This window comes from Azohydromonas australica DSM 1124, from assembly GCF_000430725.1.
Taxonomy (GTDB): Bacteria; Pseudomonadota; Gammaproteobacteria; order Burkholderiales; family Burkholderiaceae_C; genus Azohydromonas; species Azohydromonas australica.
In genome coordinates this window covers 1-14,658 of the sequence record NZ_AUMO01000017.1, presented here as the reverse complement: position 1 = coordinate 14,658, position 14,658 = coordinate 1, and the positions used below count along the sequence as shown (strand labels likewise).

Below are 14,658 nucleotides of genomic sequence, written 5' to 3'. Positions count from 1 at the left end.
CTGCGTTCACGACGTGGGACGGCCCCGGCCGGCCGCTGCCTGGGCGCCGGAAGGGCCGCGGACCCGGGCCTATAGTCGTTGGCTTCCCCTTGCGAGCCGGCCGCCAGTCGCCGGCCGATTCCACGGAGACACCCTATGCAAGACACCGTTTCCGAGCGCGCCGCGGCGGCGCTGCCCGTGGTCCGCCAGCGCCCGGTGCCGCAGGCGCTGATCGAGACGCTGCAGGCGCGCTTCGGCGCACGCTGCTCCACCGCGCAGGCCGTGCGCGAGCAGCACGGCAGCGACGAGTCCACCTTCACCGTGCCGCCGCCGGCGGCGGTGGTGTTCGCGCAGAGCAGCGCCGAGGTGGCCGAGGTGGTGGATTTGTGCAGCCAGTACGAGGTGCCGCTGATCCCCTACGGCGCCGGCTCCTCGCTGGAGGGCCACCTGCTGGCGGTGCAGGGCGGCATCAGCCTGGACCTCTCGCGCATGGACCAGGTGCTGTCCATCGACGCCGACGACCTCACGGTCACGGTGCAGCCCGGCATCACGCGCAAGCGGCTCAACGACGAACTGCGCTCCACGGGCCTGTTCTTCCCCATCGACCCCGGCGCCGACGCCTCCATCGGCGGCATGTGCGCCACGCGCGCCTCAGGCACCAACGCCGTGCGCTACGGGACCATGCGCGAGAACGTGCTGGCGCTGGAAGTCGTGACCGCCGACGGCAGGATCGTTCGCACCGGCACCCGCGCCCGCAAGAGCAGCGCCGGCTACGACCTGACGCGGCTGATGGTGGGCAGCGAGGGCACGCTGGGCGTGATCACCGAGATCACGCTCAAGCTGTACCCGCTGCCCGAGGCGGTGTCGGCGGCGGTGTGCTCCTTCCCGAGCATCGAGGCCGCGGTGCGCACGGTGATCCAGACCATCCAGCTCGGCGTGCCCATCGCGCGCGTGGAGCTGATCGACGCCAACACGGTGCGCATGGTCAACGTGCACTCCAAGCTCAGCCTGCGCGAGGAGCCCATGCTGCTGATGGAGTTCCACGGCTCGCCCGCGGGCGTGAAGGAGCAGGCCGAGACGGTGCAGGAGATCGCGGCCGAGTTCGGCGGCCAGGCCTTCGAGTGGGCCAGCACGCCGGAGGAGCGCACGCGGCTGTGGACGGCGCGGCACAACGCCTACTTCGCCGCGATCCAGTCGCGCCCGGGCTGCCGCGTGATGTCCACCGACACCTGCGTGCCCATCTCGCGCCTGGCGGACTGCCTGCTGGACTCGGTGGCGGAGGTGGACGCCTCCGGGCTGCCGTACTTCCTGGTGGGCCACGTGGGCGACGGCAACTTCCACTTCGGCTACCTGATCGACGCCAACAGCGCCGAGGAGCGCGCGCTGGCCGAGGACCTCAACCACAAGCTCGTGCACCGCGCGCTGCAGCTCGACGGCACCTGCAGCGGCGAGCACGGCGTGGGGCTGCACAAGATGGGCTTCCTGGTGGAGGAGGCCGGCGCCGGCGCGGTGGACCTGATGCGCACCATCAAGCGGGCGCTGGACCCGAAGAACATCCTCAATCCGGGGAAAATCTTCGACCTTTGACCCCCGCAGTCCAGGCCCGCGCCATGACCCAACGCATCGACGACCCCCAGCACGACCACGAAGCCGGCAGCGCCGACTCCACGCAGGACCTCACGCGCATCGACGACGTGCGCATCGGCGCGGTGCGTCCGCTCATCTCGCCGGCGCTGCTGCTGGACGAGGTGCCGGTGTCCGACGCGGTGCTGGCGCTGGTGGAGAACGCCCGCCGCGCCACCGCCGACGTGCTGCGCGGGCGCGACGACCGGCTGCTGGTCGTCGTGGGGCCGTGCTCCATCCACGACCACGGCCAGGCCATGGAGTACGCCCACCGCCTCAAGGCGCTCGACGAGGAGCTCAAGGGCGAGCTGCTGCTGGTCATGCGCGTGTACTTCGAGAAGCCGCGCACCACCGTGGGCTGGAAGGGCTTCATCAACGATCCGCGCCTGGACGGCAGCTTCCGCATCAACGAGGGGCTGCGCAAAGCCCGGGAACTGCTGCTTGAGATTTCCGCGCTGGGACTGCCCTGCGGCACCGAGTTCCTGGACCTGCTGAGCCCGCAGTACATCGCCGACCTGGTGAGCTGGGGCGCCATCGGCGCGCGCACCACCGAGAGCCAGAGCCACCGCCAGCTGGCCTCGGGCCTGAGCTGCCCGGTGGGCTTCAAGAACGGCACCGACGGCGGGGTGCAGGTGGCGGTGGACGCGCTGCAGGCCGCGCGCGCGCCGCACGCCTTCATGGGCATGACCAAGATGGGCCAGGCCGCCATCTTCGAGACCCGCGGCAACGACGACTGCCACGTCATCCTGCGCGGCGGCTCGCGCGGCCCCAACTACGACGCCGCCAGCATCGACGCCGCCTGCGCGGCCCTGGCCAAGGCCGGCCTGCGCGAGACGCTGATGGTGGACTGCTCGCACGCCAACTCCGCCAAGCAGCACCGGCGGCAGATCGAGGTGTCGGACGACATCGCCGCGCGCATCGCCGCGGGCGAGCGCCGCATCGCGGGGCTGATGATCGAGAGCCACCTGGAGGAGGGCCGCCAGGACCTGAAGCCGGGCGTTGCGCTGCAGCGCGGCGTGTCCGTCACCGACGCGTGCATCGGTTGGGCGCAGACGGCCGGGGTGCTGCGGCGCCTGGCCGAGGCCGTGGCCCAGCGGCGCGCGGCGGCGCAGGGCTGAAGCACCGCACGCCGCTGAAACGTCAGGCACCGGAAAGGTGCGGCATCCAAGAATGCGCGTCCTGTTGCTGTAACAAACAGACGCGCTGTTTTCTGCCCGGCCTCGGCAGCCGGACGGACATGACCCGATCCGCCGACATCACGGAGGGCAGTCCATGGCGCTGTACCAGGTCGTCTACATCAGCATGGTGAGCCGTGACGAGCCCACGCGCGCCGAGTTGCAGGCACTGCTGGCCACGTCCGTGCGGCGCAACCGCGCGCTGGGCGTCACCGGGATGCTGCTGTACGCGCGCGGCGGCTTCATGCAGCTGCTCGAAGGCGAGGAAGAGGCCGTGAAGGCGCTGTTCGATCGCGTGCGGCGCGACGACCGCCACCGCCGCGTCACGGTGCTTGTGCACGGACCGGTGGCGGAGCGCACCTTCGCGGACTGGGCCATGGCCTACCGCTGCCTCGACGACGAGGCGGCGGCGGACCCGCCGGCACAGGACGACGGGCTGCCGGCCGAGCTCGCCCCGCTGTTCCAGCAAGGCTTCGACGAGTCCCGCCTGCGCGCCCGTCCCGGCGTGGCGCTGGAGCTGCTGCGCCACTACAGCCGCAACAACGGGCTGGCCGTGGCCTGATCAGATCGACACGCAGATCTTCCCGAAGTGCGCCCCGGCGCCCTGGTGGCGGAAGGCGTCGGCCAGCTCCTGCAGCGCGTAGGTCGAGTCGATCACCGGGCGGATGCCGGTGGCTTCCAGCGCGGCGACGAACTCCTGCTGCATGCGCCGGCTGCCGACGATCAGGCCCTGCAGCCGCGCCTGCTTGGCCATCAGCGCGAAGGTGGGCACCTCGCCGACCATACCCGTGAGCACGCCGATGAGCGCGATGTGGCCGCCCACGCGCACCGCCTCGATGGACTGCGCCAGCGTCGCCGGGCCGCCCACTTCCACCACGTGGTCCACGCCCACGCCGCCGGTCCACTCGCGCGCCAGGCGGCCCCAGTCGGCGTGCTGGCGGTAGTTGATGAGGTGGTCGGCGCCCAGCGCGCGCAGCCGCTCCAGCTTCTCGTCGGAGGAGGAGGTGGCGATGACGCGCGCGCCCATGGCCTTGGCCAGCTGCAGCGCGAACACCGACACGCCGCCGCTGCCCTGCACCAGCACCGTGTCGCCGGCCTTGAGCTGGCCTTCCACCGCCAGCGCGCGCCAGGCCGTGAGGCCGGCGGTGGTGAGCGTGGCGGCCTCCGCGTGGCTGTAGCCGCGCGGGGCGCGGGTGAACCAGGTGGCGGGCACGACCACCGCCTCGCGCGCGTAGCCGTCGACGCCGTCGCCGGGCACGGTGGAGAAGTCGCTCACGCGCGCCGGGCCTTCGAGCCAGGTCGGGAAGAAGCCCGACACCACCGCGTCGCCCACGGCGAACTCGTCCACGCCGTCGCCCACGGCCTCGACCACGCCGGCGCCGTCGGCCATGGGAATGCGGCCGTCCGCGGCGGGAATCGCGCCCAGTGCCACGGCGTAGTCGTGGTAGTTGAGCGAGCTAGCGTGCAGCCGCACGCGGATCTGCCCGGGGCCGGGCGCGCCGGGGTCGGGCAGGGTGGTGGATTCCAGGCGCTCCAGCCCGCCAGGGGCGCGCAACACGATGCCTTGCATGTCTTTCTCCCTCGTTCGAGTGTTGAGGGGGGCAAGGCTAGCGCAGGGTCTGCGGGGCGGCCGTGCAGGGCTAATGCGCCCCCGCCGTCACCCGGATGCCGCGGATCTGCCCCGCCGCGCGCGAGGCCGCCGGGCGCGGGTGGTGCGCCGGGTCGAAGCGGTACAGCAGCTCTGCCTCGCGCAGCCGCGCCTGCGCCACGGCGGCGGCCTTCACATGGCCGTAGCCGCGCATGCTCAGCGGCACCCGGGCGATCTCGACGGCCAGCGGCAGCTTCTCCGCGCTCAGCAGCGGCAGCAGCTCGCGCACGCGCTGCTCGTATGACGCGATCAGCTCGCGCTCCAGGCGCCGCTCGGCCGTCGCGCCGAAGGGGTCCAGCACCGTGCCGCGCAGCACCTTGCCGTGCGCCAGCACCCGCAGCAGCGGCAGCAGCCACGGGCCCAGCGTCCACTTGCACGGCGGCCGGCCGTCTCGCTCGCGCGCCAGCAGCGGCGGCGCCATGTGGAATTGCAACTTGAAGTCGCCCTCGAACTGCTGGCGCAGCCGGCGCTCGAAGCTGCCGTCGGCAAACAGCCGCGCGACTTCGTACTCGTCCTTGTAGGCCATCAGCTTCAGCAGGCTGCGCGCCACGGCGCGGCTGAAGGGCAGAGAGGCGTCGGCGCCGAGGGCGCGCTCGCGCGCCGCGGCCTCGTCCACCAGCGACGCGTAGCGCCGGGCCCAGGCCGCGTTCTGCCAAGCCGTCAGCAGCTCGATGCCGCGCGCGCGCAGCGCCTCCAGCGGCTCCTCGGCCGGCGGCGTCTCCACCGCCGCGTTGCCCAGCGCCAGCAGCGCGCGTGGATCGCCCGCGGCCAGCCGGCCCAGCGAGAAGGCCAGCTCGTTGGCCTGCACCGCCACGCCGTTGAGCTCGATGGCGCGCCGCAGCGCCTCCAGGCTCACCGGCACCAGGCCGCGCTGCCAGGCGTAGCCCAGCACCAGGATGTTGGCCGCCACCGTGTCGCCCATGAAGGTCTCGCACAGCGCCTGTGCATCCAGCGTCTCCGTCAACTCCTCGCCGGCGGCGAAGTGGAACTTCTGCAGCAGCTGCGGCACGCGCAGCGAAGCGTCGGGGTTGCGCAGGTACTCGTCCACCGGCACCTCGTGCACGTTGGCCAGGACGCGCGTGCGCCCGCGCCGCACGGTCTGCAACGCGTCGGGGCTGGCGCCCACCACCAGCTCGCAGGCCAGCAGCGCATCGGCCTGCTGGCTGTCGATGCGCACCTGGTTCAGCCGCTCGGCCCGGTCCGCCAGCCGCACGTGGCTCAGCACCGAGCCGCCTTTCTGGGCGAAGCCCATGAAGTCGAGCACCGAGGCCGACTTGCCCTCCAGGTGCGCCGCCATCGCCACCAGCGCCCCCACCGTCACCACGCCCGTGCCGCCCACGCCGGTGATGAGCAGGTCATAAGGGCCGTCCCATCCGTGCGGCGCCGGGCGCGGCAAATCGTCCACCTTGCGCACGAAGGCTCCGAGGTCGGTCAGCGAGCCTACTTTCCGCCGCGGCTTGGCGCCCAGCACGCTGACGAAGCTGGGACAGAAGCCGTTGGCGCAGGAGTAATCCTTGTTGCAGGCGGCCTGGTCGATGCGGCGCTTGCGGCCCAGCGCCGTCTCGTGCGGCTGCACCGCCACGCAGTTGCTCTGCACGCTGCAGTCGCCGCAGCCCTCGCACACCTCCTCGTTGATGAACAGGCGGCGCGCCGGGTCGGCCAGGGTGCCGCGCTTGCGGCGGCGGCGCTTCTCGGCGGCGCAGGTCTGCTCGTAGATCAGCACCGTCACGCCCGCCACCTCGCGCAGCCGGCGCTGCACGGCGTCGAGTTCGGCACGGTCGTGGAAGGTGGTGCCTGCGGGGAAGCGATCGTGCTGCCGCGCGTACTTGCCGATGTCGTCGGAGACCACGGCGATCTGCCGCACGCCCTCGGCCTCCACCTGGCGCGCCAGGCCGTCCACGCTGATGGGCGCGTCCACCGGCTGGCCGCCGGTCATGGCCACGGCGTCGTTGAACAGGACCTTGTAGGTCATGGTCGTGCCCGCGGCCACGGCCTGCCGGATGGCCAGCAGCCCCGAATGCGCGTAGGTGCCGTCGCCCAGGTTCTGGAACAGGTGCGGCACGCGGGTGAAGAGCGAGTGCGAGACCCAGTCCACGCCTTCGCCGCCCATCTGGATCAGCCCCTCGGTGTCGCGTTGCATCCAGTTGGCCATGAAGTGGCAGCCGATCCCGGCGTGCGCCTTCGACCCTTCGGGCACGCGCGTGCTGGTGTTGTGCGGGCAGCCGGCGCAGAACCAGGGCATGCGCTTCACGCTGTCCGCCTCGTTGTGCAGCAGCTCGGGCAGCGTGAAATCGCGCACCAGCGCGCGGCGGTCCAGGTCGGGACAGTGTTTCACCAGCCAGTTGGCGACCAGCTCGATCAAACGGGACGGACGCAATTCGCCCAGAGCCGACACCAGCGGCTGGTCCTGCGCGTCGCGCTTGCCGACCACGGCGGGGCGCCGTGCGCGGTTGAACAGCAGCTCGCGCAGCTGTGTCTCCACCACCGGGCCCTTCTCCTCGATCACCAGCACCTCGGACAGGCCCTCGCAGAAGTCCAGCGCGCGGCGCGGCTCGATCGGGTACGTCAGCCCCAGCTTCTGCACGCGGATGCCGTGCGCGGCCAGCGTCTCGGTGGAGACGTCCAGCCGGCGCAGCACCTCCATGAAGTCGTGGTGCGCCTTGCCCGCGGTGAGCACGCCCACGCGCGCCTCGCGCGCCTCCACCACACGGCGGTCGATGCTGTTGACGCGGGCGAAGGCGCGCACCGCGTCGAGCTTCAGGTGCAGCCGCTCCTCGATCTTGAGCGAGGGGAAGTCGGGCCAGCGGTAGTGCAGGCCGTCGGCCGGGGGCGTGAAGCCGCTCAAGGTGCGCACCAGCTCGGCATCGACCCAGGCCGCGGCGCGGGCCTGCACCAGGTCCAGGTCCACCGTGGCGCCACTTTCCACCACCTCCGACAGCGCGGTCAGGCCGACCCAGCAGCCCGAGAAGCGCGACAGCGCCCAGCCATAGAGGCCGAATTCCAGGATCTCGGCCACGCTGGACGGGGAGAGCACCGGCGCGTGCAGGCTCTGGAAGAGCTGGTCGCTCTGGTGCGGCATGGAGGAGCTGACGCAGCCGTGGTCGTCGCCCGCGACCATCAGCACCCCGCCGTGGGGCGAGCTGCCGTAGGCGTTGCCGTGCTTGAGCGCGTCGGCGGCGCGGTCCACGCCCGGGCCCTTGCCGTACCAGAGCGCGAACACGCCCTGCGCGGTGCGCTCGGGGTCGGACTCCACGCGCTGCGTGCCCAGCACGGCCGTGGCGCCCAGTTCCTCGTTGATGGCCGGCAGGAAGCGCACGCCCTCGGCCTGCAGCCGCTCGCCGGCCTGCCACAGCGTCTGGTCCACCAGGCCCAGCGGCGAGCCGCGGTAGCCGCTGACGAAGCCGCGCGTGTCCAGTCCCGCGGCGGCGTCGCGGCGGCGCTGCATCAGCAGCAGCCGCACCAGGGCCTGCGTGCCGTTGAGGAAGACGCGCCCGCCGCCGGCCCACAGCGCGTCGTCGAGGCGGTAGTCCTGCAAGGCGGGAAAGGAGGAAGGCTGGCTTGTCTGCTGCTGCGTCGTCATCGCGCGCTCCCCGGGCTGCTCCCTGATGTCGGACAAGCGTAGGCCGCGGCTCCGGGAAAGGGTTACTTGTTTTCCGCGGGATCCAGGCTGAAATGGAAATTCCTTTCCATGTTCGGGAGAAAAGCGGAATGGATTTGCTCGATCGCCAGGACGTGCTGCTGCTCAACGAGCTGCAGCGCGACGCGCGCCAGACGGTGCAGCAGCTCGCGGCCGCGGTGGGCCTGTCCAGCACGCCGTGCTGGCGGCGCGTCAAGGAGCTGGAGGCCGCGGGCGTGATCCGCGGCTACACGGCGCTGGTGGACCGCGCCAAGGTGAACCTGCAGCTGTGCGTGCTGGCGGAGATCAACCTGGGGCGGCACCAGGAGGGCGAGGTGCAGCGCTTCGAGGCCGCGGTGGCGCAGAGCCCGCAGATCGTGGCCTGCTGGTCCACCACGGGGCAGGCGGACTACGTCATCAAGGTGCTGGTGCCCGACATCCAGGCCTACGAGCACTTCCTGCACGAGACCGCCTTCCGCCTGCCCGGCGTCACGCACGTGCGCTCCAGCGTGGTGATGAAGGAGGTGAAGTCGGAGACGCGGCTGCCGATCGAGCTGCCGGCGAGGGGGGCGGCCGTCGGCAAGCCGAAGAAAGGCTGAGCCCGACGCTTCAGGCCGAGCCGCCGCGGTCCGCGTCCGGCGCCGGGTATTTCACCCCGTTGGCGACGAGCTTCTCCCGCACCGCCGCGTCCAGGTCCACGCCCAGCACGGTGCTCAGCCGCACCAGGTACATCAGCACGTCGGCGAGCTCGTCGCGCACTGCGCGGGCCGTGGCGGGCTCGTGCGCGATGCGCGCGGCCTGTTCGTCCGTGAGCCACTGGAACAGCTCGGCCAGCTCGCCCACCTCGCCGGTGAGCGCCAGCACCAGGTTGCGCGGCGTGTGAAAGCCGTTCCAGTCGCGCGCGTCGGCGAAGCGCTGCAGCGCGGCTTCCAGCGCGCTCACGTCCAGCAGTTTTTCGGTCAAGTCGGGCCTCTTTGCTGCCAAGGGAACACGGCCGGATTGGACAACACCGCCACGGCGCCGGGCGACATTGCGCACAGCGTCACGGTTTTCCGGCCAGCGCAGCGAGTGACGCAGGCATTTCAATATCCGTCGGCCTAAGCTTGTTAAAAATCGTATTGTTGCCGATGCCTTGCGCGGCAGGCCGCGGCTTTTTCTGGTCTTGCGTTCAAATATTGTTCTATTGGGCTCATAAATTTCTGCTGCCGGGAACAAGTTTTTGATCGCGGATGGCCATGCTTGTTAGCCGCGGAATGGCAGGTTGCTGCGTATGTTCAATTCACCCTGTGCTTCCATCAGCCTCGCCCGGGTCCGTAACCTGGGCCTGCTGTCGGTGGGCGCGGCGCTGTGCATGCTGGCGCTGATCGGCCACTTCCTGTGGCAAAGCCGCCAGCATGCCGTCGAGACGGCCGAGCTGGAGACGAGGAACCTGGTGGAAATCGTCGAGTCCCGGGTGACGGCGGAATTCAAGCTGGTGGACGGGCTGCTGGCCCATGCGGCGCAGGACATACCCTACACGGCATTGAAGGGCTCGAATCTCGAGGCCGGAGGAAAATCATGGATGCGGAATCTGGATGCGCTGCTGGATGCGTTTTCAGCGGTCACCCATTTGCACGTGTTCGATGAGAATGGCCTGATGCTGTATTCGACCGGCAAGGATCCGGCGATCAATATCTCCGGGAGTCCGGTTTTCCTGCGGCTGCGTGAGCACGCGGATATGCAGTCCGATTTCTCCGGCCTGCATTACCTGAAATCCACGGGGAAGTGGGGCATCGTGCAGGTGCGCGCCCTGCGCGGCCCGGACGGCCGCTTCCTGGGGCTGATCTCGGCCTTGCTGAGCCTGGATGGCCTGGCCAAGGTGTTTGGCGACATCGACATGGGCCAGGGCGGACAGATCCTGCTGCGCAGCTCCCGCGACGGCGAACTGGTCCTGCGCGTGCCGCGCCACGACGAGAGCCCTTCCAGCCAGCCCCTGCCGCCGGAGCATCCCGTCCGCCAGCGCATCGAGGCCGGCGAGCGCCTGGGCAGCGTGGCCTACGCGGCGGACGGGGGCGGCGTGAGGCACATCGGCACCTTCAAGCAGCTGGAGCGGCATCCTTTCCACGTGCAGGTGGACCTGGACGAGGCGGAGTACCTCGGCGCCTGGCGCGAGCAGGCCCTGCTCAGCTTCACGCTGGCGCTGCTGGCGGCGGGGGCGCTGGGAGCGGCGATCCTGGGCCTGGGCCGCGCCCAGCTTCGCGCCGGCCGGGCGCTGCAGCAGCTCCGGACCAGCGAGCAGCGCCTGAGCGAAGCCCAGGGCATCGCGCAAATGGGCAGCTGGGAATACGACCACGAGGCCGGGGAGCTGCGCTGGTCGGACCAGATGTACCGGATTCTCGAAATCCCGCTCCGGCCGTCCCGCGACCTCTTGGATCAGTTGCGGGCGCGCGTGCATCCGGACGACCTGGAGCGGGTGTCCCGGTCCCTGGAAAACCGGCGCGCCGGCATGGACCGTGACCAGGAAATCGAATACCGGCTGCGCTTCGGGGACGGGCACGTGAAGCACGTGCACGAGGCCTGGACCACGCACCTGGGCCTTGACGGGACGCGGCTGCGCTGCGTGGGCACGCTGCAGGACATCACGGACCGCAAGGAGCTGGACCAGGCCATCGAGCGCGACCGCGAAAGCCTGCGCGCCCTGGGCAAGCGCCTGGAGGACAGCCGCGCGCTGCTGCGCAAGGTCATCGACGACGCGCCGGTGCTGATCCTGCTGAAGGACGTGCAGGGCCGCTTCCTGCTGGCCAACACGGCACTGGCGCGGCTGTACGGCACCACGCCGCAGGACCTGCTCGGCCGCAACGACGCGGATTTCAATCCCAACGCGGAGCAGGTGGCCGCTTATGCCCGCACCAACGAGGAGGTGCTGCGCTCGGGCACCACGCAGACGGTGTTCGAGCAGTCCACCGACGCCGCCACCGGTGAGGTCCGCCACTACCAGTCCGTCAAGTCGCCCTTCACGGGGCCGGACGGGCAGCCCTGCGTGCTCGTGATCGCCACCGACATCACCGAGCTCAAGCGCACGCAGATGCGGCTGCAGGCCAGCGAGCAGCGCATGGCCTACGTGCTGGAGGCTACGGACGACGGCATCTACGACTGGTACATCGCCGAGGACCGGGTCGATCACAACGACCGCTGGGGCGCGATCCTGGGCCTGCGCCAGGTGCCGCAGTCGCACCCGGTGAGCCTCTTCGTGGGGCTGCTGCATCCTGCGGACCGCGCGGCCGTGATGGCGCGCGTGCAGGACACGCTGGAGGGGCGCGGCCCGCTGCGCTCGGAGCACCGCATGCTGCGTGCCGACGGGCAGGTGGTCTGGGTGCTGGACCGCGGGCAGGTGGTCGAGCGCGCGGGCGACGGCACGCCGCTGCGCATGGCCGGCTCCATCTCCGACATCACGGCGCGCAAGGAAGCGGAAGGCCGCCTGGCCCTGGCCGCCAGCGTGTTCGCCACCGCCCGCGAGGGCATCGTCATCACCGACGCGCGCTACCGCATCGTCGACGTCAACGAGGCCTTCACCCGCATCACCGGCTATGCGCGCGAGGAGGTGCTGGGCCGGGAGCCGATGAGCTTCAAGGCCGAGCGGCACGAGCCGGCCTTCTTCCAGGCGATGGGCAGCGACCTGCGGCTGCGGGGCTTCTGGGAAGGCGAGGTCTGGAACCGGCACAAGTCCGGCCGGGACCAGGCCCAGATGATGACCATCTCGGCCGTGCGCGACGGCCAGCAGGCGGTGTCGCACTACGTGATGCTGTTCTCCGACATCACGGTGGCCAAGGAAAACGAGCGGCTGCTGCGCCAGTTCGCCCACTTCGACGCCCTGACGGGCCTGCCCAACCGCGTGCTGCTGGCCGACCGCCTGGGCCAGGCCATGGCCGCTGCCGTGCGCAGCCAGCGCTCGCTGGCGCTGGCCTACGTGGACCTGGACGGCTTCAAGGCCATCAACGACCTGCACGGGCACGAGGCCGGGGACCATGTGCTGCTGGCCGTGGCCGAGCGCATGAAGGAGTGCCTGCGCGGCAGCGACACCATCGCGCGCCTGGGCGGCGACGAGTTCGTGGCGGTGCTCACCGACCTGCCGGACCAGCCCGCCGTGCTGCCCGTGGTGCAGCGGCTGCTGCGCCGCATCGCCGAGCCGGTGGGGCTCGCCGGGGCCGAGCTGCACGTCTCCGGCAGCATCGGCGTGACCTTCTTCCCGCAGCCGACCAAGATCGACGCCGACCAGCTGCTGCGCCAGGCCGACCAGGCGATGTACCAGGCCAAGCTCGCGGGCAAGAACCGCCACCACGTCTTCGACGTGCACCAGCACGCCAGCCTGCAGGGGCGCTACGAGCAGATCGAGCGCATCCGCCAGGCGCTGCAGCAGGGCGAGCTGGAGCTGCACTACCAGCCCAAGGTCCACATGCGCAAGGGCCAGGTGCTGGGCGTGGAAGCGCTGCTGCGCTGGCGCCATCCGCAGCGCGGCCTGGTGCCGCCCATGAGCTTCCTGCCGTTGATCGAGCAGCACCCGCTGGAGATCGACGTTGGCTGGTGGGTCATCCGGACCGCGCTGGAGCAGGCGCGCAGCTGGCGCGCACAGGGGCTGCACCTGCCGGTCAGCGTCAACGTGACGGGCTACCACCTGCAGCAGCCGGACTTCGCGGCCCGCCTGCAGCAGGCACTGCAGGCGCATCCGGACCTGCCGCCGCGCTGCCTGGAGCTGGAAGTGCTGGAGAGCAGCGCGCTGGACGACATCGGGCAGGCCTCGTCCGTGATCCAGCACTGCCAGCGCATCGGCGTGCACGTGGCGCTGGACGACTTCGGCACCGGCTACTCCACGCTCACGCACCTCAAGCGCCTGCCCGCGCGGGTGCTCAAGATCGACCGCAGCTTCGTGCAGAACATGCTGTACGACACCGGCGACCTGACCATCCTGGAAGGCGTGATCGGCCTGGCCAACTCCTTCCTGCGCGACCTGGTGGCCGAAGGCGTGGAGTCGGTGGCGCACGGCCGGATGCTGCTGCAGCTGGGCTGCGAAGTCGGGCAGGGCTACGCCATCGCCCGGCCGATGCCGGGCCCCGACTTCGCGGCGTGGCTGCAGTCCTGGCGACCGGACCCGAGCTGGGCCTGCACGGCGCCCTTGCCGCTGGGCCTCAAGCCCGCGCTGTACGCCCTGGTCGAGCACCGGGCCTGGATGCGCGGCTGGCGCGCCCACTGCGCGGGCGAGGACGGCACCGGGCCGGTGCTGGACGCCAGCGCCTGCCAGTTCTCCCACTGGATGCGCAGCCCCGCGGCCGACGACGCGCTACGCCAGGCACGTGGCGAGCTGCTGACCTTGCACCGGCAATTGCACGACGCCGCGCTGGAATGCGAGCGGCTGCGCGCCGCGGACGACCCGGCGCAGAGCCAGGCCCGGGCCCGCGAGGTGGAGGCGCTGCACGAGCGCCTGGAGCTGCTGCTGCTGGCCCTGCTGGAGACGGTGCCGGCTGAGGAGGGAGACGCCGCCGCGGCGCTCCCGGCTCCGAACTGAGCGCCGTGGCTCAGGTCACCGGCGCCGGGTTGAACAGCACCAGCGCGTTGTGCAGCCGGTGCTGCTCGGCCCAGGTCTTCCTGCGCCCGCTGGCCACGTCCAGCATCAGGCGGAACAGCTCCCAGCCCATGTCCTCGATGCTGGCCTCGCCGTCGGCGATGCGCCCGGCGTTGAGGTCCATCAGGTCGTGCCAGCGCCGCGCCAGGTCGCTGCGCGTGGCGACCTTGATCACCGGCACCTGCGCCAGCCCGTAGGGCGTGCCGCGCCCGGTGGTGAAGACGTGCAGGTTCATGCCCGCCGCGAGCTGCAGCGTGCCGCAGATGAAGTCCGACGCCGGCGTGGCGGCGTAGATCAGCCCCTTCTTGCCGTTGAGCTTGTCGCCCGGCGAGAGCACGCCGCTGATGGGTGCCGAGCCCGACTTGACGATCGAGCCCATCGCCTTCTCGACGATGTTGGAGAGGCCGCCCTTCTTGTTGCCCGGCGTGGTGTTGGCACTGCGGTCCACGCTGCCGCGCTTGAGGTACTCGTCGTACCAGGCCATCTCGCGCACCACGGCCTGCGCCACCTCGGGCGTGGCCGCGCGCGCGGTGAGCTGCGCCACGCCGTCGCGCACCTCGGTGGTCTCGGAGAACATCACGGTGGCGCCGGCGCGCACCAGCAGGTCGGCGCAGAAGCCCACGGCCGGGTTGGCGGTGACGCCGCTGAAGGCGTCGGAGCCGCCGCACTGCACGCCCACGACCAGCTCCGAGGCCGGCACCGTCTCGCGGTGGCGGGCGTTGAGCCGCTCCAGGTGCACTTCGGCGCGCGCCATGATGGTGACGATCATCGGCCCGAAGCCGTCCTGCTCCTGCAGCGTCACCACGTCCAGCCCGGGCCCGGTGTTGTTGCCGATGTCGGCCACGTTGCGCTCGTCCACCAACGGGATCACGCCCGGGGGCAGCAGCCGCTCGGGCTGCAGCTTCTCGCAGCCCAGGCTCACCACCATCACCTCGCCGCCGAAGTTCGGGTTCAGCGAGATGTGGCGCAGGGTGCGGATGGGAATCACCGCGTCGGGCGCGTCGATGGCCACGCCGCAGCC

Annotated in this window: 9 protein-coding genes; 5 read left to right on the top strand and 4 right to left on the bottom strand. The window is 71.1% G+C overall.

The window, feature by feature from the left end:
* Nucleotides 1–135: 135 nt before the first annotated feature.
* The 3 genes from H537_RS0100045 to H537_RS40190 all read left to right on the top strand — a co-directional run bounded on the left by H537_RS0100045 (nucleotide 136) and on the right by H537_RS40190 (nucleotide 3,339).
* Nucleotides 136–1,566 carry an FAD-binding oxidoreductase gene (locus H537_RS0100045; protein WP_043457936.1) on the top strand — a complete coding sequence of 477 codons (1,431 nt, stop codon included), beginning with the start codon at nucleotides 136–138 and terminating at the stop codon, nucleotides 1,564–1,566.
* Nucleotides 1,567–1,589: 23 nt separating this feature from the next.
* The gene (locus tag H537_RS0100040; RefSeq protein WP_028996264.1) at nucleotides 1,590–2,720 is read left to right on the top strand and encodes a 3-deoxy-7-phosphoheptulonate synthase; all 1,131 of its coding nucleotides are present in this window, start codon (nucleotides 1,590–1,592) and stop codon (nucleotides 2,718–2,720) included.
* Nucleotides 2,721–2,874: 154 nt separating this feature from the next.
* Entirely contained in the window at nucleotides 2,875–3,339 is a 465-nt protein-coding gene (locus H537_RS40190) for a BLUF domain-containing protein (protein ID WP_051241401.1), read from the top strand.
* Here the strand turns inward: H537_RS40190 and H537_RS0100030 are convergent, their stop codons facing one another.
* Nucleotides 3,340–4,347, bottom strand: coding sequence for a zinc-dependent alcohol dehydrogenase family protein (locus H537_RS0100030; RefSeq protein ID WP_028996263.1), 1,008 nt, complete (start codon nucleotides 4,345–4,347; stop codon nucleotides 3,340–3,342).
* A gap of 70 nt (nucleotides 4,348–4,417) precedes the next feature.
* Nucleotides 4,418–8,005, bottom strand: coding sequence for an indolepyruvate ferredoxin oxidoreductase family protein (locus H537_RS0100025; RefSeq protein WP_028996262.1), 3,588 nt, complete (start codon nucleotides 8,003–8,005; stop codon nucleotides 4,418–4,420).
* 128 nt (nucleotides 8,006–8,133) lie between these two features.
* Here H537_RS0100025 and H537_RS0100020 point away from each other — a divergent pair, with 128 nt between their 5' ends.
* Nucleotides 8,134–8,640, top strand: a complete 507-nt coding sequence (locus H537_RS0100020; protein ID WP_028996261.1) for an Lrp/AsnC family transcriptional regulator — start codon at nucleotides 8,134–8,136, stop codon at nucleotides 8,638–8,640.
* Between the two features lie 10 nt (nucleotides 8,641–8,650).
* Here H537_RS0100020 and H537_RS0100015 read toward each other — a convergent pair whose 3' ends face one another.
* Nucleotides 8,651–9,004, bottom strand: coding sequence for a nucleotide pyrophosphohydrolase (locus tag H537_RS0100015; RefSeq protein ID WP_028996260.1), 354 nt, complete (start codon nucleotides 9,002–9,004; stop codon nucleotides 8,651–8,653).
* A gap of 307 nt (nucleotides 9,005–9,311) precedes the next feature.
* Between H537_RS0100015 and H537_RS48675 the strand changes: the two genes are divergently transcribed.
* Nucleotides 9,312–13,580: an EAL domain-containing protein gene (locus H537_RS48675; RefSeq protein WP_051241399.1), complete on the top strand. Its 4,269-nt coding sequence runs from the start codon at nucleotides 9,312–9,314 to the stop codon at nucleotides 13,578–13,580.
* 10 nt (nucleotides 13,581–13,590) lie between these two features.
* On the opposite strand, the gene H537_RS0100005 is transcribed toward H537_RS48675, so the two are convergent.
* Nucleotides 13,591–14,658: UxaA family hydrolase (locus tag H537_RS0100005; RefSeq protein WP_028996259.1), on the bottom strand; the 1,068-nt coding region annotated here is incomplete at its 5' end.

Bases quoted from the DNA above. Each gene is read 5' to 3' on its own strand.
- H537_RS0100045 (WP_043457936.1), top strand. From the start codon at position 136: ATGCAAGACACCGTTTCCGAGCGCGCCGCGGCGGCGCTGCCCGTGGTC.
- H537_RS0100040 (WP_028996264.1), top strand. From the start codon at position 1,590: ATGACCCAACGCATCGACGACCCCCAGCACGACCACGAAGCCGGCAGC.
- H537_RS40190 (WP_051241401.1), top strand. From the start codon at position 2,875: ATGGCGCTGTACCAGGTCGTCTACATCAGCATGGTGAGCCGTGACGAG.
- H537_RS0100030 (WP_028996263.1), bottom strand. From the start codon at position 4,347: ATGCAAGGCATCGTGTTGCGCGCCCCTGGCGGGCTGGAGCGCCTGGAA.
- H537_RS0100025 (WP_028996262.1), bottom strand. From the start codon at position 8,005: ATGACGACGCAGCAGCAGACAAGCCAGCCTTCCTCCTTTCCCGCCTTG.
- H537_RS0100020 (WP_028996261.1), top strand. From the start codon at position 8,134: ATGGATTTGCTCGATCGCCAGGACGTGCTGCTGCTCAACGAGCTGCAG.
- H537_RS48675 (WP_051241399.1), top strand. From the start codon at position 9,312: ATGTTCAATTCACCCTGTGCTTCCATCAGCCTCGCCCGGGTCCGTAAC.